The 20,477-nt window shown below is 61.8% G+C and carries 18 protein-coding genes; 11 read left to right on the forward strand and 7 right to left on the reverse strand.

The genetic code is table 11. The annotated features are described in order from the left end of the window. From infB to AC1Q6J_RS21210, 8 genes are all read left to right on the forward strand, one after another. The coding region (infB, locus tag AC1Q6J_RS21175) for a translation initiation factor IF-2 (RefSeq protein WP_492281123.1) at positions 1 to 2,399 on the forward strand (2,399 nt) is incomplete at its 5' end. 170 nt (positions 2,400 to 2,569) lie between these two features. After that, positions 2,570 to 2,992 carry a 30S ribosome-binding factor RbfA gene (gene rbfA / locus AC1Q6J_RS21180; RefSeq protein ID WP_492281124.1) on the forward strand — a complete coding sequence of 141 codons (423 nt, stop codon included), beginning with the start codon at positions 2,570 to 2,572 and terminating at the stop codon, positions 2,990 to 2,992. Beyond that, complete coding sequence (truB, locus tag AC1Q6J_RS21185; RefSeq protein ID WP_492281125.1) at positions 2,992 to 4,197, forward strand: tRNA pseudouridine(55) synthase TruB; 1,206 nt, start codon at positions 2,992 to 2,994, stop codon at positions 4,195 to 4,197. The genes rbfA and truB overlap by 1 nt, the downstream gene beginning before the upstream one ends. A 2-nt stretch (positions 4,198 to 4,199) precedes the next feature. Beyond that, a complete protein-coding gene (gene rpsO / locus AC1Q6J_RS21190) occupies positions 4,200 to 4,469 on the forward strand; it encodes a 30S ribosomal protein S15 (protein WP_006023527.1) in 270 nt (89 codons plus the stop codon). Between the two features lie 301 nt (positions 4,470 to 4,770). Next, positions 4,771 to 6,915, forward strand: a complete 2,145-nt coding sequence (gene pnp, locus AC1Q6J_RS21195) for a polyribonucleotide nucleotidyltransferase (protein WP_492281126.1) — start codon at positions 4,771 to 4,773, stop codon at positions 6,913 to 6,915. Between the two features lie 160 nt (positions 6,916 to 7,075). Further along, positions 7,076 to 7,831, forward strand: coding sequence for a superoxide dismutase (locus tag AC1Q6J_RS21200; RefSeq protein ID WP_492281127.1), 756 nt, complete (start codon positions 7,076 to 7,078; stop codon positions 7,829 to 7,831). Positions 7,832 to 8,171: 340 nt separating this feature from the next. Then, positions 8,172 to 10,367: a catalase/peroxidase HPI gene (gene katG / locus AC1Q6J_RS21205; RefSeq protein ID WP_492281128.1), complete on the forward strand. Its 2,196-nt coding sequence runs from the start codon at positions 8,172 to 8,174 to the stop codon at positions 10,365 to 10,367. Positions 10,368 to 10,499: 132 nt separating this feature from the next. After that, on the forward strand, positions 10,500 to 11,096 hold the full coding sequence (locus AC1Q6J_RS21210; protein ID WP_492281129.1) for a glutathione S-transferase family protein: 597 nt from the start codon (positions 10,500 to 10,502) through the stop codon (positions 11,094 to 11,096). A gap of 16 nt (positions 11,097 to 11,112) precedes the next feature. Here the strand turns inward: AC1Q6J_RS21210 and fabI are convergent, their stop codons facing one another. The 3 genes from fabI to fabA all read right to left on the reverse strand — a co-directional run bounded on the left by fabI (position 11,113) and on the right by fabA (position 13,837). Next, on the reverse strand, positions 11,113 to 11,922 hold the full coding sequence (gene fabI, locus AC1Q6J_RS21215) for an enoyl-ACP reductase FabI (RefSeq protein WP_492281130.1): 810 nt from the start codon (positions 11,920 to 11,922) through the stop codon (positions 11,113 to 11,115). Positions 11,923 to 11,970: 48 nt separating this feature from the next. Beyond that, positions 11,971 to 13,194, reverse strand: a complete 1,224-nt coding sequence (gene fabB, locus AC1Q6J_RS21220; RefSeq protein ID WP_492281131.1) for a beta-ketoacyl-ACP synthase I — start codon at positions 13,192 to 13,194, stop codon at positions 11,971 to 11,973. A gap of 112 nt (positions 13,195 to 13,306) precedes the next feature. Further along, positions 13,307 to 13,837, reverse strand: coding sequence for a 3-hydroxyacyl-[acyl-carrier-protein] dehydratase FabA (gene fabA / locus AC1Q6J_RS21225; protein ID WP_492281132.1), 531 nt, complete (start codon positions 13,835 to 13,837; stop codon positions 13,307 to 13,309). 231 nt (positions 13,838 to 14,068) lie between these two features. Here fabA and irrA point away from each other — a divergent pair, with 231 nt between their 5' ends. Beyond that, the gene (irrA, locus tag AC1Q6J_RS21230; RefSeq protein WP_492281133.1) at positions 14,069 to 14,554 is read left to right on the forward strand and encodes an iron response transcriptional regulator IrrA; all 486 of its coding nucleotides are present in this window, start codon (positions 14,069 to 14,071) and stop codon (positions 14,552 to 14,554) included. Between the two features lie 63 nt (positions 14,555 to 14,617). Here the strand turns inward: irrA and AC1Q6J_RS21235 are convergent, their stop codons facing one another. Further along, on the reverse strand, positions 14,618 to 15,151 hold the full coding sequence (locus AC1Q6J_RS21235; protein ID WP_492281134.1) for an SH3 domain-containing protein: 534 nt from the start codon (positions 15,149 to 15,151) through the stop codon (positions 14,618 to 14,620). 363 nt (positions 15,152 to 15,514) lie between these two features. Here AC1Q6J_RS21235 and AC1Q6J_RS21240 point away from each other — a divergent pair, with 363 nt between their 5' ends. Then, positions 15,515 to 16,519, forward strand: coding sequence for a 2-hydroxyacid dehydrogenase (locus AC1Q6J_RS21240; RefSeq protein WP_492281135.1), 1,005 nt, complete (start codon positions 15,515 to 15,517; stop codon positions 16,517 to 16,519). A gap of 134 nt (positions 16,520 to 16,653) precedes the next feature. Here AC1Q6J_RS21240 and AC1Q6J_RS21245 read toward each other — a convergent pair whose 3' ends face one another. Next, entirely contained in the window at positions 16,654 to 17,454 is an 801-nt protein-coding gene (locus AC1Q6J_RS21245) for a HesA/MoeB/ThiF family protein (protein WP_492281136.1), read from the reverse strand. Positions 17,455 to 17,630: 176 nt separating this feature from the next. Between AC1Q6J_RS21245 and AC1Q6J_RS21250 the strand changes: the two genes are divergently transcribed. After that, entirely contained in the window at positions 17,631 to 19,016 is a 1,386-nt protein-coding gene (locus AC1Q6J_RS21250; protein ID WP_492281137.1) for a peptidoglycan-binding protein, read from the forward strand. A 178-nt stretch (positions 19,017 to 19,194) separates the two neighbouring features. Here the strand turns inward: AC1Q6J_RS21250 and mutM are convergent, their stop codons facing one another. After that, positions 19,195 to 20,076, reverse strand: coding sequence for a bifunctional DNA-formamidopyrimidine glycosylase/DNA-(apurinic or apyrimidinic site) lyase (gene mutM, locus AC1Q6J_RS21255; protein WP_492281138.1), 882 nt, complete (start codon positions 20,074 to 20,076; stop codon positions 19,195 to 19,197). Positions 20,077 to 20,085: 9 nt separating this feature from the next. Next, positions 20,086 to 20,466 carry a glyoxalase superfamily protein gene (locus AC1Q6J_RS21260; RefSeq protein ID WP_492281160.1) on the reverse strand — a complete coding sequence of 127 codons (381 nt, stop codon included), beginning with the start codon at positions 20,464 to 20,466 and terminating at the stop codon, positions 20,086 to 20,088. Positions 20,467 to 20,477: the final 11 nt, after the last annotated feature.

Consider the following 20,477-nt stretch of genomic DNA (forward strand, 5'->3'; position numbering starts at 1 on the left):
AGCCTCCGAAGGCCGCGCCGCGTGCGCCCGAGCCTGTGCGTCCGGCCGCCCGCAAATCAGGTGTTGTGTTGCAGACCCTGACCGAAGACGAGCAGAGCGCCCGCGCCAGCGCGCTCGCCGATGCGCGCGTGCGCGAGGAAGAGGAACGCCGCGCGGCGGAAGCCGAAGCTGCGCGCCGTAACACCAAGGAATTCAAGGAACAGCAGGAGCGCGAAGCTGCCGAAGCCCGCAAGAAGGCCGAGGAAGAACGCCATCGCGCCGAGGAAGAGGCCAAGGCGCGCGCCGAACGTGAAGCAACCAAGCGCAGCGCCGAAGCCGCGGCCAAGGCGGCTGCGCCTGCCACCACGGCACGCACAGCCGCAACGCCTCCCGCACGACCTGCTGCCGTCGCCGCCGATGGCTCCGACGACGATGAAGCTCCGCGCATGGTACGCCGTCCAGGCGGCGGTCCGGCTCGTCCCGTCATTGCGCCGAAGCCGGCCGCCAAGCCTGGACCTGCGAAACAGCGCGGGCGTCTCACTATTTCGACCGCGCTGAACGCCGATGACGTGCGCGAGCGTTCGATCGCCTCGTTCCGCCGCCGCACCCAGCGCCTCAAGGGCCATGCGTCCAATGAACCGAAGGAAAAGCTGATCCGCGAAGTCACGATTCCCGAAGCCATCACGATTCAGGAACTCGCCAACCGCATGACCGAACGCGCGGTGGACGTGATCCGCCTGCTGATGAAGCAGGGCGCGATGCACAAGATCACCGACGTGATCGACGCCGATACCGCGCAACTGATCGCCGAGGAAATGGGCCATACCGTCAAGCGCGTAGCCGCGTCGGACGTGGAAGAAGGCCTGTTCGACGTTGCCGACGATCATGCTTCGGACACGATACCGCGTCCTCCGGTCGTAACCGTCATGGGCCACGTCGACCACGGCAAGACCTCGCTGCTCGACGCGCTGCGTCACGCCAATGTCGTCAGCGGCGAAGCCGGCGGCATCACCCAGCACATCGGCGCCTATCAGGTCACGTCGCCCGAGAGCGGCAAGAAGATCACCTTCATCGACACGCCGGGCCACGCCGCGTTCACCGCGATGCGCGCGCGCGGCGCCAAGGTCACCGACATCGTGATTCTGGTTGTCGCTGCCGACGACGGCGTCATGCCGCAGACGATTGAAGCGATCAACCACGCCAAGGCGGCGAAGGTTCCGATGATCGTTGCGATCAACAAGATCGACAAGCCGGATGCGAAGCCGGAGCGCGTGCGCACCGAACTGTTGCAGTACGAAGTTCAGGTCGAGTCCTTCGGCGGCGAAGTTGTCGACGTCGAAGTGTCGGCCAAGAACAAGACCAATCTCGACAAGCTGCTGGAAATGATCGCGCTGCAGGCCGAACTGCTCGACCTGAAGACCAACCCGGATCGTCCGGCCGAAGGCACCGTGATCGAAGCCAAGCTCGATCGCGGCCGTGGTCCGGTTGCGACCGTTCTGGTCCAGCGCGGCACGTTGCGGGTCGGTGACATCATCGTGGCCGGCGCAGAAATGGGCCGCGTGCGCGCACTGATCAACGATCAGGGCCAGACCATCCAGGAAGCCGGACCTTCGGTTCCTGTCGAGGTGCTCGGCTTCAACGGCCCGCCGGAAGCAGGCGATCGCCTCGCCGTCGTCGAGAACGAAGCCCGCGCCCGTCAGGTCACCGACTACCGTGCGCACCAGAAGCGCGAGAAATCCGCAGCCAGCAACGCCGGCATGCGCGGTTCGCTCGAGCAGATGATGTCGCAGCTCAAGACCACGGGCCGCAAGGACTTCCCGCTGGTCATCAAGGCCGACGTGCAGGGCTCGCTGGAAGCCATTCTCGGCTCGCTCGAGAAGCTCGGCACCGACGAAGTCGCCGCCCGCATCCTGCATGCAGGCGTCGGCGGCATCTCTGAATCCGACGTCACGCTGGCGGAAGGCTTCAATGCCGCCATCATCGGCTTCAGCGTCCGCGCCAACAAGGAAGCGGCGGCCCTCGCCAAGAGGGACGGCATCGAAATCCGTTACTACAACATCATCTACGATCTCGTGGATGACGTGAAAAAGGCGATGTCCGGCCTGCTCGCGCCGACGCTGCGCGAAACCATGCTCGGCAACGCCCAGATCCTCGAAGTGTTCAACATCTCGAAGGTCGGCAAGATCGCCGGTTGCCGCGTCACCGACGGCAGCGTGGAACGCGGCGCCAATGTGCGCCTGATCCGCGACAACGTCGTCGTGCATGAAGGCAAGCTCTCGACACTGAAGCGCTTCAAGGACGAAGTGAAGGAAGTGCAGTCCGGCCAGGAATGCGGCATGGCATTCGAAAGCTATCAGGACATGCGGGTCGGCGACGTTATCGAGTGTTACCGCGTGGAGACCATTCAGCGCTCCCTGTAAGTCCAAGTCTTACGGGTTCGTTGAATTAATACGGGACGTCATGCCCGCGAGCCTGTCCCCGACTTGATCGGGGATGTCGCGGGCATCCACGTCTTCATTAAGTTTCACAGCAAGGACGTGGATGGCCGGGACAAGCCCGGCCATGACGTCTGAATTTTCAGGACCACTTCATGCCCCGCCAACAACGCGGCAAATCACAAGGCTCGGCCTCCGGCGCATCGCAGCGGCAGTTGCGCGTCGGCGAGCTTGTGCGCCATGCCATCTCCGATCTCCTTTCACAAGGCAGCGTGCATGACCCGGCGCTCGAGGGTCACATCATCACCGTGCCCGAGGTGCGGATGTCGCCGGATCTCAAGCTCGCGACCATCTATGTGATGCCGCTCGGCGGCCGTGGCATCGACGACGTGATCGCCGCGCTCGATCGCAACAAGAAGTTTCTCCGCGGCGAAGTCGCGCATCGCGTTAACTTAAAATTTGCGCCTGATCTTCGCTTCCGCGTTGACGAACGATTCGACGAAGCAGAACGGATCGAGAAATTACTGAGAACACCCGCGGTTCAAAAAGACCTCAAGACAGATTCGGACCAAGACTGATGACGATGACTGTTCCAAACCGCGCGATCGAACCGCAATCCGCCGATTCGAACGCGGTGAGCGAAAATAAATTTTCCGATGCGCACCGCAAGGCGGATGGCACTCATGTTTCGGTTACCTCCCCCCTTGTGGGGGAGGTCGACGCGCAGCGTCGGGAGGGGGGTGAGCAACGGACGGCAATGCGTCAATCTACCCCCCTCCCCAACCCTCCCCCACAAGGGGGGAGGGAGCAGAAAAAAGGCGGCCAGCAGAAGCGCGACCGCCGTGACGTCCATGGCTGGGTGATTCTCGACAAGCCGATCGGCATGACGTCGACGCACGCGGTCGCCGTGCTCAAGCGCCTGTTCAATGCCAAACGCGCGGGCCATGCCGGCACCCTCGATCCGCTCGCTTCAGGCGGATTGCCGATTGCGCTCGGCGAAGCCACCAAGACCGTTCCGTTCGTGATGGACGGCCGCAAGCGCTACCGCTTCACAGTGCAGTGGGGCGAGGAGCGCGACACCGACGACACCGAGGGCCGCGCCACCCAGACCAGCCCTGCCCGGCCCACCGCCGAGGCGATCCGGGCCCTGCTGCCGCAGTTCACCGGAACCATCGAACAGATCCCGCCACAGTATTCGGCGATCAAGATTCAGGGCGAACGGGCCTATGACATGGCGCGCGACGGCGAAGTGGTCCCGTTGCAGCCCCGGCCGGTCGAAATTCACGAATTAACCCTTGTGGAACAACTAGATGGCGACCGCTCGGTATTCGAAGCCGAATGCGGCAAGGGCACCTATGTCCGGGCGCTGGCCCGCGATATGGGCCGGATTCTCGGGTGTTTTGGCCATATTTGCGCGCTCCGGCGCACGATTTGCGGGCCTTTTACCGAAGCGGACATGATTCCACTGGCAGATCTGGAGGCTTTGTGCGATAGAGCCGCGTCTGGCGAGGGCAGCCTCGCCGACGCGCTTTTGCCCGTTGAGACCGCGCTGGACGACATCCCGGCACTGGCCGTCACACGGGCGGATGCCGCAAGGCTCCACCGGGGCCAAGCGGTTTTGTTGCGCGGACGGGATGCGCCAATTTCAAACGGCACAGTCTATGCCACCGTCGGAGGAAGGCTTCTGGCCCTCGCCGAGATTGGCAATGGCGAACTCATCCCCAAGCGTGTGTTCAACCTGACCGGGCTGACAGCTCATCCCGGCCGCAAAGAAGGTGTTTGACGATGTCGATTGCCGCAGAACGCAAAGCGGAAGTCATCAAGAAGAATGCAACCAAGACCGGTGACACCGGTTCGCCCGAGGTCCAGGTCGCGATCCTGTCGGAACGCATCGCCAACCTCACCGAGCATTTCAAGAGCCACGTGAAGGACAACCATTCACGCCGCGGCCTTTTGAAACTCGTCTCCACGCGCCGTTCCCTTCTGGACTACGTCAAGAAGAAGGACGAGGCGCGTTACAAGGCGCTGCTCGAGAAGCACAACATTCGCCGCTAAGAGATACACGCGCGCAGGTTTGCGCGCGTTTTTGCGTGGCGTGTGAATACGTCACGCATTTCCAACGCGTGGTCCCTTGAAATATCCACGCGGCGTGTCCAGCAGCAATCCGGCGGCTGGGCGATAACGGGTAACATGCCCGTACCATCGAAAGGATGGACGCCATTCCAAACCTGAAGACCATGGCAGGATCGCCGGACGCTGACGCCGCATTCGCATGCGATCAGCGTCCCGCAATCTTGCGCATGGTTTTTGTGTTTCAGGCGTCCGTTCTTTCGTGAACCCATGAAAGACGAAGACAATGTTTAATGCTCATTCAGTCGAGATCGACTGGGGTGGACGTCCACTCAAACTCGAAACCGGCAAGATTGCGCGTCAGGCCGACGGTGCCGTGATCGCCACCTACGGCGAGACCATCGTGCTTGCCACCGTCGTCGCCGCCAAGGCGCCGCGTGAAGGCGTCGATTTCCTGCCGCTTACTGTGGACTATCAGGAAAAGACCTACGCAGCCGGCCGCATTCCCGGCGGCTACTTCAAGCGCGAAGGACGGCCCACCGAAAAGGAAACGCTGGTTTCCCGCCTGATCGATCGCCCGATCCGCCCGCTGTTCGTTGACGGCTGGCGCAACGAAACCCAGGTCATCGTGACGGTGCTGTCGCACGACATGGAAAACGACCCGGACATTCTCGCGCTGGTGGCCTCCTCCGCTGCGCTGACTCTCTCCGGCGCGCCGTTCCAGGGCCCGATCGGCGCAGCCCGCGTCGGTTTCATCAACGACGAATACGTTCTCAACCCGACGCTCGACGAGATGGCCGATACCAATCTCGATCTCGTCGTCGCCGGCACCGCCGACGCCGTTCTGATGGTGGAATCGGAAGCCAAGGAACTGAACGAAGACATCATGCTCGGCGCCGTGATGTTCGGTCATCGGCATTTCCAGCCGGTCATCAAGGCAATCATCGAACTGGCCGAGAAGGCCGCGAAGGAGCCGCGCGAGGTCAAGACTGACGACAACAGCGCGATCGACACCGAAATGCGCAGCGTCGGCGAAGCCGAATTGCGCACAGCCTATGCCATTCCGGTCAAGCAAGACCGCTACGCTGCGGTCGGCGCCGTGAAGAAGAAGGTCATGGACCATTTCTTCCCGGAAGGTCAGGAACCGAAGTACGACAAGCTGCGCATCGCCGGCGTGTTCAAGGAACTGGAAGCGAACGTCGTTCGCAACAACATTCTCGACACCGGCAAGCGCATCGACGGCCGCGACGTCAAAACCGTCCGTCCGATCATCGCCGAAGTCGGCGTGCTGCCACGCGCACACGGCTCGGCTCTGTTCACGCGCGGTGAAACCCAGGCGATGGTTGTCACCACGCTCGGCACCGGCGAAGACGAGCAGTACATCGACTCGCTGTCGGGAACGTACAAGGAGCGCTTCCTGCTCCATTATAACTTCCCTCCCTACTCGGTTGGCGAGACCGGCCGCCTCGGCGGCACCAAGCGCCGCGAAATCGGCCACGGCAAGCTCGCCTGGCGCGCGATCCATCCGGTCCTGCCGGCACATCACGAATTCCCGTATACGCTGCGCGTCGTCTCGGAGATCACCGAGTCGAACGGCTCATCCTCGATGGCTTCGGTCTGCGGCGCCTCGCTGGCGCTGATGGACGCGGGCGTTCCCCTGAAGCGGCCGACTGCCGGTATCGCGATGGGTCTCATTCTTGAGGGCGAGCGGTTTGCGGTGCTGTCCGACATTCTCGGCGACGAGGATCATCTCGGCGACATGGACTTCAAGGTCGCCGGCACCGAAAACGGCATCACGTCGTTGCAGATGGACATCAAGATCGCCGGCATTACCGAGGCGATCATGAAGCAGGCCCTCGCCCAGGCGAAGGACGGCCGCATCCACATTCTCGGTGAAATGGCGAAGGCATTGACCAATGCCCGCGCCGAGCTCGGCGAGCATGCCCCGCGCATCGAAGTGTTGCAGATCCCGACCGACAAGATCCGTGAAGTGATCGGCACCGGCGGCAAGGTGATCCGCGAGATCGTCGAGAAGACCGGCGCCAAGGTCAACATCGAAGACGACGGCACCGTGAAGGTGGCATCCGCCAACGGCGAATCGATCCGCGCCGCGATCAAGTGGATCAAGTCGATCGCGTCCGATCCGGAAGTCGGCCAGATCTACGACGGCACCGTGGTCAAGGTGATGGAGTTCGGCGCGTTCGTGAACTTCTTCGGTCCGAAGGACGGTCTGGTTCACATCAGCCAGCTCGCCGCCAACCGCGTGCAGAAAACCTCCGACGTCGTCAAGGAAGGCGACAAGGTCAAGGTCAAGCTGCTCGGGCTGGACGATCGCGGCAAGGTTCGACTGTCGATGAAGGTTGTCGATCAGGAAACCGGCGAAGACCTCGAGGCCAAGCAGAAGGCCGAAGGCGTTTCCGCCGCTGAGTAATTGTTTCACAAACTTGTGTGATAACCCGAAGGGGCGGCATTTTGCCGCCCCTTTTTGTTTGCCTCATGCGAAACTTGCTTTGTATCCGCAGCGTAGCCCTGTGTTGGCTCGGCTGCATTCGCACCGGATCGCATCACGCTGCCACATCAGGGAGACCACCATGTCATCGATATCCCGACGCCATCTCATCGCCGCTGCCGCCGGGGCCGCAGCCTTCGCTGCCGCGCCGCGCATCGTGTTTGCGCAGGCTGCACCGGCTCCCGCTGCTCCGGCGGCCGCGCCCGCCACCGGCCCCTTCACGCTGCCGCCTCTCACCTACCCGACAAACGCCCTTGAGCCGCATATCGATGCCAGGACCATGGAAATCCACCACGACAGGCATCACGCAGCCTACGTCGCCAACATGAACACCGTAGCCAAGACAAATCCGCAACTTGGAGCGGTGCCGATCGAAAACATCCTCGGCAACATCAATGCGCTGGATGACTCGATCAGGTTCACGGTGCGCAATAATCTCGGCGGCCACGCCAACCACACCATGTTCTGGAGCATCATGGGCCCGAACGGCGGCAAGCCTGAAGGCGACGTGCTTGCCGCGATCGATAAGGATCTTGGCGGCATGGAGAAATTCCAGACCGATTTCAACGCCGCTGGCGGGCGCCAGTTCGGCTCTGGCTGGGTATTTGTCACGGTTACCAAGGACGGCAAGCTTGCGATCGAGACCCGGCCCAATCAGGACTCTCCGATCATGGACGGCAAGCGCGTGCTGATGGGCAACGACGTCTGGGAGCATGCCTATTACCTGAATTACCAGAACCGCCGCCCCGACTATCTCAAGGCGTGGTGGAACACGGTGAACTGGGCGAAGATTTCCGAGCGTTATGCCGCGGCGAAGGCCGGCACGCTCGGGGTGTAGATTTTCAATACACGTCAATTTCAAACAAAAGGGCGGCTTTTCAGCCGCCCTTTTTCAATCACAAAGCGATCATCCAGCGACAGTAGAATTGGTTCGCCGATCAGAATTACTTATCTGATCGCAAAGAAAAACCGACTGGACCTGATGCTGGAATTCTTCCAAAGTTCTGCCGGAACGGTTCTCAACCGTACCGTCGCCCACGGCGAAACGCCCAGCAACAGCGAGCGCATTTCAGAGACCTGAGACAGCATCCGGGTCTTGGCAGGAAGACATTCCAACGTGAGCGGCGCATCGGATCAAACCGGCGAACCAAAAATCACAGAACGAATCGGAGAAGATCATGGACGCAAAAACCGATGACAAAGGCGCAGGCAAGTGCCCCGTTGCACATACACGAGGCCGTCATAACCGCGACTGGTGGCCCGAACACCTCGATATCGGTGTGCTGCACACCAATGCGCCGGCCGCCGATCCGATGGGGGAAGCGTTCGACTATGCCAAGGAATTCGAAAGTCTCGACCTTGATGCCGTGATCAAGGATCTGCATGCATTGATGACCGACTCCCAGGAATGGTGGCCAGCCGACTTCGGTCACTACGGCGGGCTGTTCATCCGCATGGCCTGGCACAGCGCGGGCACCTACCGCATCACCGATGGCCGCGGCGGCGCCGGCGCCGGTCAACAGCGTTTCGCGCCGCTCAACTCATGGCCGGACAACGCGAACCTCGACAAGGCACGCCGTCTCTTGTGGCCGATCAAGCAGAAGTACGGCCGGAAAATCTCCTGGGCCGATCTGATGATTCTCACCGGCAACGTCGCGCTCGAATCGATGGGCTTCAAGACGTTCGGCTTTGCCGGCGGACGTGCCGATGTCTGGGAGCCGGAAGAACTTTATTGGGGTCCTGAAGGCACGTGGCTCGGCGACGAACGCTACAGCGGCGAACGCCAGCTGTCCGAACCGCTCGGCGCGGTGCAGATGGGTCTCATCTACGTCAATCCGGAAGGGCCGAACGGTAACCCGGACCCGATCGCCGCGGCCAAGGATATCCGTGAAACGTTCTTCCGCATGGCGATGAACGACGAAGAAACCGTTGCGCTGATTGCCGGCGGCCATACCTTCGGCAAAGCCCATGGTGCCGGCGATCCGTCGCTGATCGGCCCGGAGCCGGAAGGCGCGGCTCTCGAGAACCAGGGTCTCGGCTGGAAGAGCAAGCACGGCACGGGCATTGGTGCCGACGCCATCACCGGCGGCCCGGAAGTGACATGGACCCAGACCCCGACGAAGTGGAGCAACCACTTCTTCGACAACCTGTTCAAGTATGAATGGGAACTGACGAAGAGCCCGGCAGGTGCGAAGCAGTGGAAGGCGAAGAACGCCGACGCCTCAATCCCCGACGCCTTCGACAAGTCAAAGAAGCACCTGCCGACAATGCTGACGACGGACCTCTCGCTGCGGTTCGACCCGGCTTATGAGAAAATCTCGCGGCGTTTCTACCAGCATCCGGAACAGTTCGCGGACGCGTTCGCGCGCGCCTGGTTCAAGCTCACGCACCGCGACATGGGACCGATCGTGCGCTACCGCGGCAAGCTCGTGCCGAAGGAAACGCTGATCTGGCAGGACCCGATCCCGGCCAATGATCATCAACCGATCGGCGACAAGGATATCGCCGACCTCAAGGCGAAGATTCTCGCTTCCGGTCTCACCGTGCCGCAACTCGTCGCGGCAGCATGGGCGTCGGCATCGACGTTCCGCGGCTCCGACAAGCGCGGCGGCGCCAACGGCGCGCGCATTCGCCTCGCCCCGCAGAAGGATTGGGAGGTCAACCAGCCCGCTCAGCTCCAGACCGTGCTTGCGAAGCTCGAGGAGATCCAGAAGGGCTTCGGCAAGAAGGTATCGCTCGCCGACCTGATCGTTCTCGGCGGCAGCGCGGCGGTCGAGAAAGCCGCGAAGGATGCCGGCATCGACGTCAAGGTTCCCTTCGCGCCAGGTCGCGCGGACGCAACACAGGAGCAGACCGACGTCGATTCCTTCGCGCCGCTCGAGCCCCGCGCTGACGGCTTCCGCAACTATATCAACAGCAAGAAGCTCCAGTTCATGCAGCCCGAGGAGGCGCTGGTGGACCGGGCGCAATTGCTGACGCTGACTGCGCCAGAGTTGACGGCCCTCATCGGCGGTCTTCGCGTTCTCGGCGCCAACGCCAATGGCTCTAAGCACGGCGTCTTCACCCAGAAGCCGGGAGCGCTGACGAACGACTTCTTCGTCAACCTCCTCGATATGAATACCGAATGGCAACCAGCCGGCGATGGCGTGTACGAAGGCCGCGACCGCAAGACCAAGGCGGTCAAATGGATCGGCTCCCGTGTCGACCTGATCTTCGGCTCGCACTCCCAGCTTCGCGCCATCGCGGAGGTTTATGGAAGCGCGGACTCGAAGGAGAAGTTCGTCAAGGATTTCGTAAAGGCTTGGACCAAGGTGATGAACGCCGACCGCTTCGACCTCACCGGCCAACCCAAGACGCTGCAAGCCGCGGAATAATCCGTTCGGCTTGACGACAGAACGAACAAAGTCCCCGCGATCGCATCGCGGGGGCTTTTTCGTTGCGTCTTCGCCGAGAGACAATCCTGCTATGAATTGGCTATAACGTAAAAAAGTCTGGGAGGACCGAGAATGATGAAGCTTTACTGGTCGCCGCGCTCGCGCTCGTTTTCCGGTCTCTGGCTGATGGAAGAGACCGGACAGCCTTACGAACGGGTGCTGACGGATATTTCAATCGGCGCGCAGAAGACCCCGGAGTTTCTCGCGGTCAATCCGATGGGCAAGGTGCCCGCGCTGAAAGACGGCGATGTATCCATCGCGGAAGCCTCCGCGATCTGCGCCTATGTCGCTGACCGGTACCCTGAGGCAAAACTTGCGCCGTCCATCGGCGATCCGCGCCGCGGAAAATATCTGCAATGGCTATTTTTCTCGCCGGGCTGCATCGAGCCGGCGATCATCCAGATCTTCACCAAGATCGACGTGCCGACCTCGACCGCGGCGTGGGGCAGCGCAACGCAGGTGTTCGACGTGCTTGACGCTGCGCTTGAGAAGGGCCCGTTCCTGCTCGGCGATATGTTTTCCGCCGCCGACATCATGATCGGTTCAGGACTGAATTTCGCGATCAGGCTGTTCAAGATGGTGCCGCCACGGCCGTCATTCGACCGCTACATCGACGCCTGTTCGGCGCGCCCCGCGTTTCAGCGCGCCACCGTGATCGCAGCGGGATGAGGATCCGGCGCGTGGGCTAGTCAGCCTTGTCTTCGGCCTTCAACGCATCCGGATGCGGCATCGAGATGATGTTGTATCCGGAGTCGACGAAGTGGATTTCGCCGGTCACGCCGCCGGACAGATCCGACAGCAGATACAGAGCCGTGCCGCCGAGTTCGTCGAGCGTGACGCCCCGTCCCAGCGGCGAGTGTTTTTGCTGGAACGAAAACATCGCGCGCGAATCGCCTATTCCAGAACCGGCCAGCGTGCGCACGGGCCCTGCCGAAATTGCATTGACGCGAATGCCGGCGCGGCCAAAATCCGCTGCGAGGTAACGCGTCGAGGACTCCAGCGCCGCCTTGGCCACGCCCATCACATTGTAATTCGGCATCACGCGGGTCGAGCCGCCAAAGGTGAGCGTTATGATCGAGCCGCCGTTCGGCATCATTTCAGAAGCGCGCTTGGCGACTTCCGTGAACGAGAAGCACGAGATCACCATGGTGCGCGAGAAATTCGCGCGGGTGGTGTCGGCGTAGCGGCCCTTGAGTTCGTTCTTGTCGGAAAAGCCGATGGCGTGGACCACGAAATCGATCGTACCCCATTTCTCCTTCATCGCGGCGAAGGTCGCATCGACGCTGGCGATGTCCTCGACATCGCAAGGCAGGACCAGCGCTGCATTTAGCGAGTCCGCCAGCGGCTTGACGCGTTTGCCGAGCGCATCGCCCTGATAGGTGAAGGCAAGCTCTGCGCCGTGGGCGTGAAGGGTCTTTGCAATACCCCATGCAATCGAATGATCGTTGGCGACGCCCATGATGAGCCCGCGCTTGCCTTGCATCAATCCGGACATGTCAAACCCTGCTGCGCCCACTCGATATTTTGGTGAGACTGAAAATGATTACGCGTCGAGACGCTTGAACACCAATGTCGCGTTGGTGCCGCCAAAGCCGAAAGAATTCGACAGGACCGCGCCAATCTTGGCGCCGTCAATCCGCTTGCGCACGATCGGCATGTCGGCAAACACCGGGTCGAGCTCCGTAATGTTCGCGCTTTCACAGATGAAGCCGTTGTTCATCATCAGCAGCGAATAGATCGCTTCCTGCACGCCGGTTGCGCCGAGCGAATGACCGGTCAGCGACTTGGTTGCCGAGATCGGCGGGCATTTGTCCCCCGCGCCGAACACATTGCGAATGGCATTCATCTCGGGCGGGTCGCCCGCGGGCGTCGATGTCGCGTGCGGATTGATGTAGTCGATCGGGACATTCACGGTGGACAGCGCCATTTTCATGCAGCGCTCGGCGCCTTCGCCCGACGGCGCCACCATGTCGTAACCATCGGAAGTCGCGCCGTAGCCGACGATCTCGCCGTAAATGCGCGCGCCGCGCGCCTTGGCGTGCTCAAGCTCCTCGAGCACGACGACGCCCGCACCGCCGGCGATGACGAAACCGTCGCGGCTGATGTCGTAGGCGCGCGACGCGGTCGTCGGCGTATCGTTGTATTTCGACGACATCGCACCCATCGCGTCGAACAGCACGGACATGGTCCAGTCGAGATCCTCGCACCCGCCGGCGAAGATGATGTCCTGCTTGCCGACCTGAATGGTCTCATAGGCATTGCCGATGCAATGGTTGGACGTGGCGCAGGCCGACGAGATCGAATAGTTGACGCCCTTGATCTTGAACCAGGTCGCCAATGTCGCGGACGCTGTCGATGACATGGCCTTGGGGACGGCGAACGGGCCGACACGCTTCGGTCCCTTGGTACGGGTGATGTCAGCAGCCTCAACGATGGCGCGTGCCGAGGGTCCGCCCGATCCCATGATGATGCCGGTGCGCGGATTGACGATATCGGACTCTTCCAGTCCCGAATCGCGGATCGCCTGCTCCATCGCGACATGATTCCATGCCGCACCCTCGCCCAGGAACCGCATGGCGCGACGATCGACCACCTCGGCGGGATTCAGTGTCGGCGCGCCTTGAACCTGCGAACGGAAGCCGAGCTTGACGTAATCCTCGGCCCGCGAAATTCCAGGCTTGGCTTCATACAGACTCGCAAGCACTTCCTGAGTGTTGTTTCCGATGGAAGAGACAATGCCCATCCCCGTGACCACAACCCGCCTCATGATCCCTCGCCTTTAGTTGCTGCGCTTTGACGTCTGCGCCTTCGACTGCCCGAGCCGGTCCATATGGCCGGCAATTCCGAAGCTCATCCTCGTGAGCTTCATCGACCCTGCATTACGTTCCCGGCTGCAATGGGGCATCCTGCTGGAATAGCCCGACCTTGAGATCCTTGGCGCGATAGATGATCTCGCCATCGGCCGAAAGTGTCCCGTCAGCTATGCCCAGCACCAGCTTTGAGCGCATCACGCGCTTGATGTCGATGTTGTACACGACCTTGGTGACATGCGGCAGAACCTGCCCCGAAAACTTCAGCTCGCTGAGACCGAGCGCCCGGCCGCGACCTAGACCACCCGTCCAGCCAAGAAAAAAGCCGACCATTTGCCACAGCGCATCGAGTCCGAGGCATCCGGGCATCACAGGATCACCCTTGAAATGGCAGCCGAAAAACCAGAGATCGGGTTTGACCTCAAGTTCGGCGCGAATCAGACCCTTGCCGTACTCGCCCCCGGTGTCATTGATCTCTGTGATCTGGTCGAACATCAGCATCGGAGGGAGCGGCAGCTGGGCATTGCCCGCTCCGAACAGCTCGCCCCGGCCACAAGCCAGGAGCTCTTCGTAGGAGTAGCTGTTCCGGCGGTCTTTCATCTCGATCCCTTATTTTGACATGCCGGTCCTGCGGCAGCTCCGCGGGACCTCTAACATAGGCCCACCGAGGGTCAAAGTGGCCGTAACAGCCCGATTCGAGACCGTTTTTAACCCCAAGCGATCCTCGCTAGTTGCGAAAAACTTGCATGTAGCTGCATCCTTTCCTATAATTGGGTAACAAGCCTTCTCAGCGGGCGGCTATCGGCTGCCCCAATGTATACGAGTGATCTGATGGATGACGTTGTAACCACCGTGAGCAAGCGCGACGAGCCGCACGTCCAACATGGGCATGCGCCGGCGCTCACCGGCTGTCCGTGGCATGACGTCAATGAAATGTTGCAATCGGTCGGCCTGCGTCCGACCCGGCAGCGTATGGCACTGGGCTGGCTGCTGTTCGGCAAGGGCGGACGCCACCTGACCGCTGAAATGCTCTACGAAGAGGCGACCCACGCCAAGGTGCCGGTGTCGCTCGCCACCGTTTACAACACGCTCAACCAGCTCACCGAGGCCGGCCTGCTGCGTCAGGTCAGCGTCGACGGCACCAAGACCTATTTCGACACCAACACCAGCGCGCATCATCACTTCTACATGGAAAGCAATCACGAGCTGGTCGACATTCCCGACCCAAATCTCGTGTTGCAGAAGATGCCCGACGTGCCGGAAGGCTACGAGATCAGCCGCATCGACATGGTCGTGCGCCTGCGCAAGAAGCGCTGAGCCGATCTTTATTGTCTTGAGAATACGATCGCCGGGCCCTGCCCGGTGATCTGCTTTTTGAGGTCAGTTGACCTTTTCGTCGGCATAGACGCCCCACAGCCGCTGCTGCTCGATCCAGCCATCGTAACCGCTGCCGGCGACGCGGCACCAGCCGTTGTTGCATCGCTTGACGGTCACGACCACGCCGGCCTGTAGCCTGGCCGCGACAGCGCTGTTTGCATCCGCGCTGTCATAGATCGGCGCGAGATCGTCCTTCTTCTTCATGGTGACGACCGCGGTGCGCTTGCCTGACAGCAGCGAGTGATAGACCCAGCCTTCCGCGCCTTCCGAATCGCGCACACGGCGCCAGTTCTCGAACTCGGCGGTGATTTCCACCGGCAGACCCGAGCGCGTGTAGATCCAGGTCACATCCTGATCCTTGGTCGGCCCGGCGCGGACATTGACGTGATCCGACTTCAGGCTGACATAGCGCGGCACCGGCAGGCCACTGGCCGTCGCCACGGCGTCCTTGTCCTTTGCGGCAAGGCCGGGCGCGCATGACGCGACCCAGAGGGCACAAATCCCGACAAGTGACGCAAAATTCCGAGCAAATCCCATAACAACATTCCTTCGTGCGGCCCCGCCGCCGCTTCCCGCCGTCCGTGATGCCCTCCAGCATTCCCGGTCGCCACTGACCGCGCTTTCAGGAACCTTGGGAGGGCCTTGAAGACCCGCCACGCTCCTTGGGGTTCTTGTCTTGGCGCGGCCTTCTGCTAGAGAGGGACCATGGGCCAAGCGCCTGAAAAGCTGCGAAAAGCTCACCGGACTGACAACGAATTTCTACCTTCGAACAGGCCGGTTAATGTGAACTGAACGGCCGGACCAAACTGTCCGGAAACGGCGACTCCGCTTACGGGATTATTTCTTCACGCGAACCAGTATCCACTTCGCTTGAAAACGCTCTAAGGAGGCCTTCGGAGAATGGTTGCGGGTAAGAAAAAGCCTCTGGTGGTGGTCACGCGAAAGCTGCCTGACAGCACCGAAACGCGCATGCGCGAGCTTTTCGACACCCGGCTCAATCTCGACGATACGCCGATGACAAAGGAACAGCTCGCCGAAGCCATTCGCACCGCTGATATTCTGGTGCCGACGGTATCCGACGAGATCACTGCCGAGCTGCTCAGCCAGCCGGACATCCGCCTCAAGCTGATCGCGAACTTCGGCAACGGCGTCGACAACATCGATGTGGCTGCGGCGATTGCGCGCGGCATCATGGTCACCAACACACCGAAGGTTTTGACCGAAGACACCGCCGACATGACCATGGCGCTGCTTCTGGCGGTACCGCGCCGTTTGATCGAAGGCGCGTCGATCCTGACCGAAGGCAAGGACTGGCCGGGCTGGTCGCCGACCTGGATGCTCGGGCACCGCATCGGCGGCAAACGCCTTGGCATCATCGGCATGGGCCGCATCGGTCAGGCGCTGGCGCGCCGCGCCCATGCCTTCGGACTGCAGATCCACTATCACAACCGCCGCCCCGTCGCGCCGCAGATCGAAGAAGAGTTGGGCGCGACCTATTGGGACAGCCTTGACCAGATGCTGGCGCGGATGGATTTCATTTCGGTGAACTGCCCGCACACACCGGCGACGTTCCACCTGCTGTCGGCGCGGCGGCTCAAACTGATCCGCAAGGATGCCTACGTCATCAATACCGCGCGCGGCGAGGTGATCGACGAAGCGACACTGACAAAACTGATCGAGGACGGCGAGATCGCGGGCGCAGCGCTCGACGTGTTCGAGAACGAGCCTGCGGTCAACCCGAAGCTGGTGCGGCTGGCCAAGGCGGGCAAGGTCGTGCTGCTGCCGCATATGGGATCGGCCACCATCGAAGGCCGCGTCGAGATGGGCGAGAAGGTGATGATCAACATCCGCACCTTCCTCGACGGCCACAAGCCGCCGGACCGCGTGCTGCCAGGCGTGGCGTGAGCATTGCTACACGCACGTCATTCCGCACAGCCCGCATAGCGGGCTGACCCGGAATCTCGAACAGTTCATTGAAAACAATTTCTGGATTCCGGGTTCGCTCGCAAGCTCGCGTCCCGGAATGACAATGCTTGGGACTATTTATGCGCCGATAAATCCCTGATCGTCGGCTTGTCACCGTTCAGCGGATTTGACGGATCGCGCGCGTAACGCAACGTCTCGAACCGCATCGCGCGCGCATCGATCATCACCAGCCGCCCGACGAGACTTTCGCCAAAACCGACAATCTCGCGGATGGCTTCCAGCGCCATCATCGAGCCGAGGACGCCCGCCAGCGCGCCGAGAACGCCGGCTTCTTCACAGGTCGGCGTCGTGCCCGGCGGCGGGGCTTCCGGAAACAGGCAGCGATAGGTCGGATTCCGATTGCCGTTCGCGTCCATTCCGTGCGCGCGAATTGTGGTCAGTGAGGCATCGAACACACCGAGCGCGCCGGCGACAAGGGTTTTCTTCGCCAGATAACACGCGTCCGACACCAGATAGCGCGTGGCGAAATTGTCCGAGCCATCGACCACCACATCGTAGTTTCCGATCAGATCCAGCGCATTGGCCGCGGTCAGCCGTACCGCGTGGGGGCGCAGCGCGACATGGGGGTTGAGCGCCAGAATCCTGTCCCCCGCGCTGTCCACTTTGGGCCGGCCTACATCCGGCGTGGCGTGGATAATCTGGCGCTGCAGGTTGGACAGCGACACCGCGTCGTCATCGACCACGCCGAGAGTGCCGATCCCCGCCGCAGCAAGATACATCAGCGCCGGGGCACCGAGCCCGCCCGCGCCGATCACCAGCACCCGGGCGGCTTTCAGCGCAGCCTGACCGGGACCGCCGACCTCGCGCAACACGATATGGCGCGCGTAGCGCTCCAGTTCCTCAGATGTCAGCATTCCCGCCGTCGCCTTCCTGCTTCAACTTATTTTAGCCGTGCGGTTCGAACCACCTCGCCGCTGTCGCGGACAAACTAACGTTATTTTGGAGCATGATCTTGTCCGAAAACCGGTACCCACTTTTCGGGATCATGCTCTATGCTTGAGTGCGTTCATTACCAGCTACGAGACCAATCATGAAATTGCCGCTCGTCATTGCCGCGATATTGGCAGCCCTGCACGGCTCCGCCGCCGCACAGACACCGGCCAAGCAGCCGCCGCAGCCCAAGCAGGCGCCGGCGCAGATCAAGCCCAAACCGGTGACGACGGTGCCGATCCGCCCGGCGGTGCAGACCCCGGTCGATACCGCCAAGGCAATGGAGCAGGCCGAACGTCTCGCAATCCAGTCGGATCTGGCCTGGGTGAGCCTCTACAATGGCGTCATCAATGGCGAGGCCAGCGACCGGATGGTGGCCGCCATCAAGGCCTTCCAGAAAGACCACGGCGCCAAGGAAACCGGCGTGCTGAACGCGCAGGAGCGCGGAGCGCTCAGCGCAGCCGCGAAAAAATTGCAGGACAATGTCGGCTGGAAGATCGTCAGTGACGCGACCAGCGGCGCGCGGATCGGCCTGCCGTCGAAACTGGTGCCGCTGATCGTCAGCGACGTCAACGGCACCAAATGGTCGTCCGCCACCGGCACCATCCAGATCGAGTACGCGCGCCGCAAGGAAGCTGGTGCGACCACAGCGACAGTCGCTGCCAGCGAGAAGAGGCTGAACGCACGCAAGGCCGACTACAGCGTGGTGAAGCCAGATTTCTTTGTGCTGTCGGGATCGCAGGGCCTGAAGAAATTCTATATTCGCGGCCAGACCCGGAACGACGAAGTCCGTGTTCTCACCATCCTCTACGACCAGGCCACCGAAGGCACCATGATCCCGGTCACGGTGGCGATGTCGAGCGCATACAATCCGTTCCCCGGCAACGGCACCGCGCAGGTCAGCCCGCCGCCACGCAAGAAGGTCGAGTACTCCACCGGCATCATCGCCAGCGCGGATGGCGCCATCGTTGCGGACCGTCAGGCCACCGACGGCTGCATGACCATCGCTGTGCCGGGTTATGGCAATGCGACACGCGTGGCTGACGACGAGACCCGCGAACTGGCGCTGCTGCGCATCTACGGAGCGACGGGGTTGAAGCCGCTGGCGATGGCAGGCAATGGCACACCAAAGCCGGGTGTCACACTCACCGGCATTGCCGATCCGCAAAGCCAGGGCGGGCGCAGCGCCGTAACTTCCGTTGCCGCAACTGCAGCGCCCGCAGGTGCGGAGACATCGCTCTCGCCTGAACCCGCGCTCGGCTTCTCCGGCGCGGCGGCAACCGACAGCGACGGCAAATTCGCTGGCATCGCGCGGCTCAAGCCCGCGGTCGTGGCAGGACCAACGGGCACGCCGCTACCATCGCAAGCGTTGCTGGTTTCCGCCGAGTCCGTGCGCGAGTTCTTGAAAGCGAAGGGTGTGACGCCGACCGCTGGCGCATCCGATACCAAGGCCTCGGTGCTGCGGCTGGTCTGCGTGAGGAAGTAGCGCGACCTTTCTCCGGTCGTCCCCGCGAAGGCGGGGACCCATACTCCCTGAATTCAGTTTTGGAGTGCGATATTGAAATTCTCGCCAAAACGAGAACGTAGTGGTTATGGGTCCCCGCCTTCGCGGGGACGACCCATTGAATATTGCGCGAAACACAATCATTCAGAAACGACAAAGTTCACTTCTGACAGGTCGGGCACCAGAAAGTCGAACGGCCGTTCTGGGTGAACCGCTTCACCGTGCCACGGCACTCCGGCGTCTTGCACGGCTCGCCCTCGCGGTCATAGACCAGAAACGAATGCTGGAAATAGCCAAGCTCGCCGTCGGTCTGGCGGTGATCGCGCAGCGACGAGCCGCCTGCCTTGATGGCCGCATTCAAGACGGTGCGAATTGAATTGACCAGGCGCCTGGCGTGATCGGTGGGGCCGCCCTTGCGGTCGGCCAATGTCGAAGCCTGCCGCTTCGGGGACAGGTGCGAGCGGAACAGCGCCTCGCAGACATAGATGTTCCCGAGACCCGCGACCACGCGCTGATCAAGCAGCGCAGCTTTCAGTGACGTCTTCTTGCCCGCGCAGGACCGTGCCAGCATCGCGGCGTCGAATTCGTTGCCGAGGGGTTCGGGTCCAAGGCCGCGCAGCAGCGGTTCGGATTCCATGTCCGTGCGCGGCACGATTTTCATGTAGCCGAAGCGGCGCGGATCGTTGAACGAGATCGTCGCGCCCGATGCCATGTGAAACACCACATGGTCGTGGGTGCGGTTCTCGCTGCGCGGATAGTGAAAATCGCCTGGCGTGTTCTCGCCGTCGGGAAGCACCACGCGAAACGAGCCCGACATGCCGAGATGCATCAGCAGCACATCGCCGCTTTCCATGTCGGCCATCAGGTATTTCGCACGCCGGCCGAGGCCGCTGACCACCTTGCCTTCGAGGCGCGCGACAAAATCCTTCTGGAACGGAAATCGCAGGCCGTCGCGGCGGGTCTCGACACGCGCGATCCGCTGCCCCTCCATCACCGGCTGCAAGCCGCGCCGAACGGTCTCGACCTCGGGTAACTCAGGCATCGGCGGCTCTCATGCCGGGGCCTTGTCGGCTTCGCTGAAAGTGATGTGATTGGAGAACGGATCGTACACGGTCAATGTGGTGGCACCCCACGGCTGCTTCTCGAGGCCCGGCCGCATGTAGTTGTAACCTTTCGCTGCAAGCTCGGCATGGTACTCGGCAACGCCAACGGTATCGACGTGGATATGCGCGCCGGGCGAGCCGTCACCATGATGCTCACTCAAGTAAAGCTGGATCCCGCTCCGCGAGATTCCCATGAACAGCGGCAGCGACGGCTCAAAACGATGCTCGAAATCGGCCTTGAACCCCAGATAATCGAAATAGAACTCACGCGCCCTGGCGATATCGAACATCCGCAGGATTGGAATAACCCGGCTGAACTCGATCGGCATCGGCGACCCCG

It is taken from the genome of Afipia sp. MLSD5-FHT05B12, from assembly GCF_058793355.1.

Excerpts from the sequence above, each read along its gene's own strand:
- fabA (WP_492281132.1), bottom strand. The coding sequence starts at position 13,837 with ATGAAAGACCGCCGGAACAGCTACTCCTACGAAGAGCTCCTGGCTTGT.
- mutM (WP_492281138.1), bottom strand. The coding sequence starts at position 20,076 with ATGCCTGAGTTACCCGAGGTCGAGACCGTTCGGCGCGGCTTGCAGCCG.
- katG (WP_492281128.1), top strand. The coding sequence starts at position 8,172 with ATGGACGCAAAAACCGATGACAAAGGCGCAGGCAAGTGCCCCGTTGCA.
- truB (WP_492281125.1), top strand. The coding sequence starts at position 2,992 with ATGACGATGACTGTTCCAAACCGCGCGATCGAACCGCAATCCGCCGAT.
- AC1Q6J_RS21240 (WP_492281135.1), top strand. The coding sequence starts at position 15,515 with ATGGTTGCGGGTAAGAAAAAGCCTCTGGTGGTGGTCACGCGAAAGCTG.
- AC1Q6J_RS21200 (WP_492281127.1), top strand. The coding sequence starts at position 7,076 with ATGTCATCGATATCCCGACGCCATCTCATCGCCGCTGCCGCCGGGGCC.
- AC1Q6J_RS21210 (WP_492281129.1), top strand. The coding sequence starts at position 10,500 with ATGATGAAGCTTTACTGGTCGCCGCGCTCGCGCTCGTTTTCCGGTCTC.
- AC1Q6J_RS21245 (WP_492281136.1), bottom strand. The coding sequence starts at position 17,454 with ATGCTGACATCTGAGGAACTGGAGCGCTACGCGCGCCATATCGTGTTG.
- rpsO (WP_006023527.1), top strand. The coding sequence starts at position 4,200 with ATGTCGATTGCCGCAGAACGCAAAGCGGAAGTCATCAAGAAGAATGCA.
- pnp (WP_492281126.1), top strand. The coding sequence starts at position 4,771 with ATGTTTAATGCTCATTCAGTCGAGATCGACTGGGGTGGACGTCCACTC.
- AC1Q6J_RS21235 (WP_492281134.1), bottom strand. The coding sequence starts at position 15,151 with ATGGGATTTGCTCGGAATTTTGCGTCACTTGTCGGGATTTGTGCCCTC.
- AC1Q6J_RS21260 (WP_492281160.1), bottom strand. The coding sequence starts at position 20,466 with ATGCCGATCGAGTTCAGCCGGGTTATTCCAATCCTGCGGATGTTCGAT.
- rbfA (WP_492281124.1), top strand. The coding sequence starts at position 2,570 with ATGCCCCGCCAACAACGCGGCAAATCACAAGGCTCGGCCTCCGGCGCA.
- fabB (WP_492281131.1), bottom strand. The coding sequence starts at position 13,194 with ATGAGGCGGGTTGTGGTCACGGGGATGGGCATTGTCTCTTCCATCGGA.
- fabI (WP_492281130.1), bottom strand. The coding sequence starts at position 11,922 with ATGTCCGGATTGATGCAAGGCAAGCGCGGGCTCATCATGGGCGTCGCC.
- irrA (WP_492281133.1), top strand. The coding sequence starts at position 14,069 with ATGGATGACGTTGTAACCACCGTGAGCAAGCGCGACGAGCCGCACGTC.
- AC1Q6J_RS21250 (WP_492281137.1), top strand. The coding sequence starts at position 17,631 with ATGAAATTGCCGCTCGTCATTGCCGCGATATTGGCAGCCCTGCACGGC.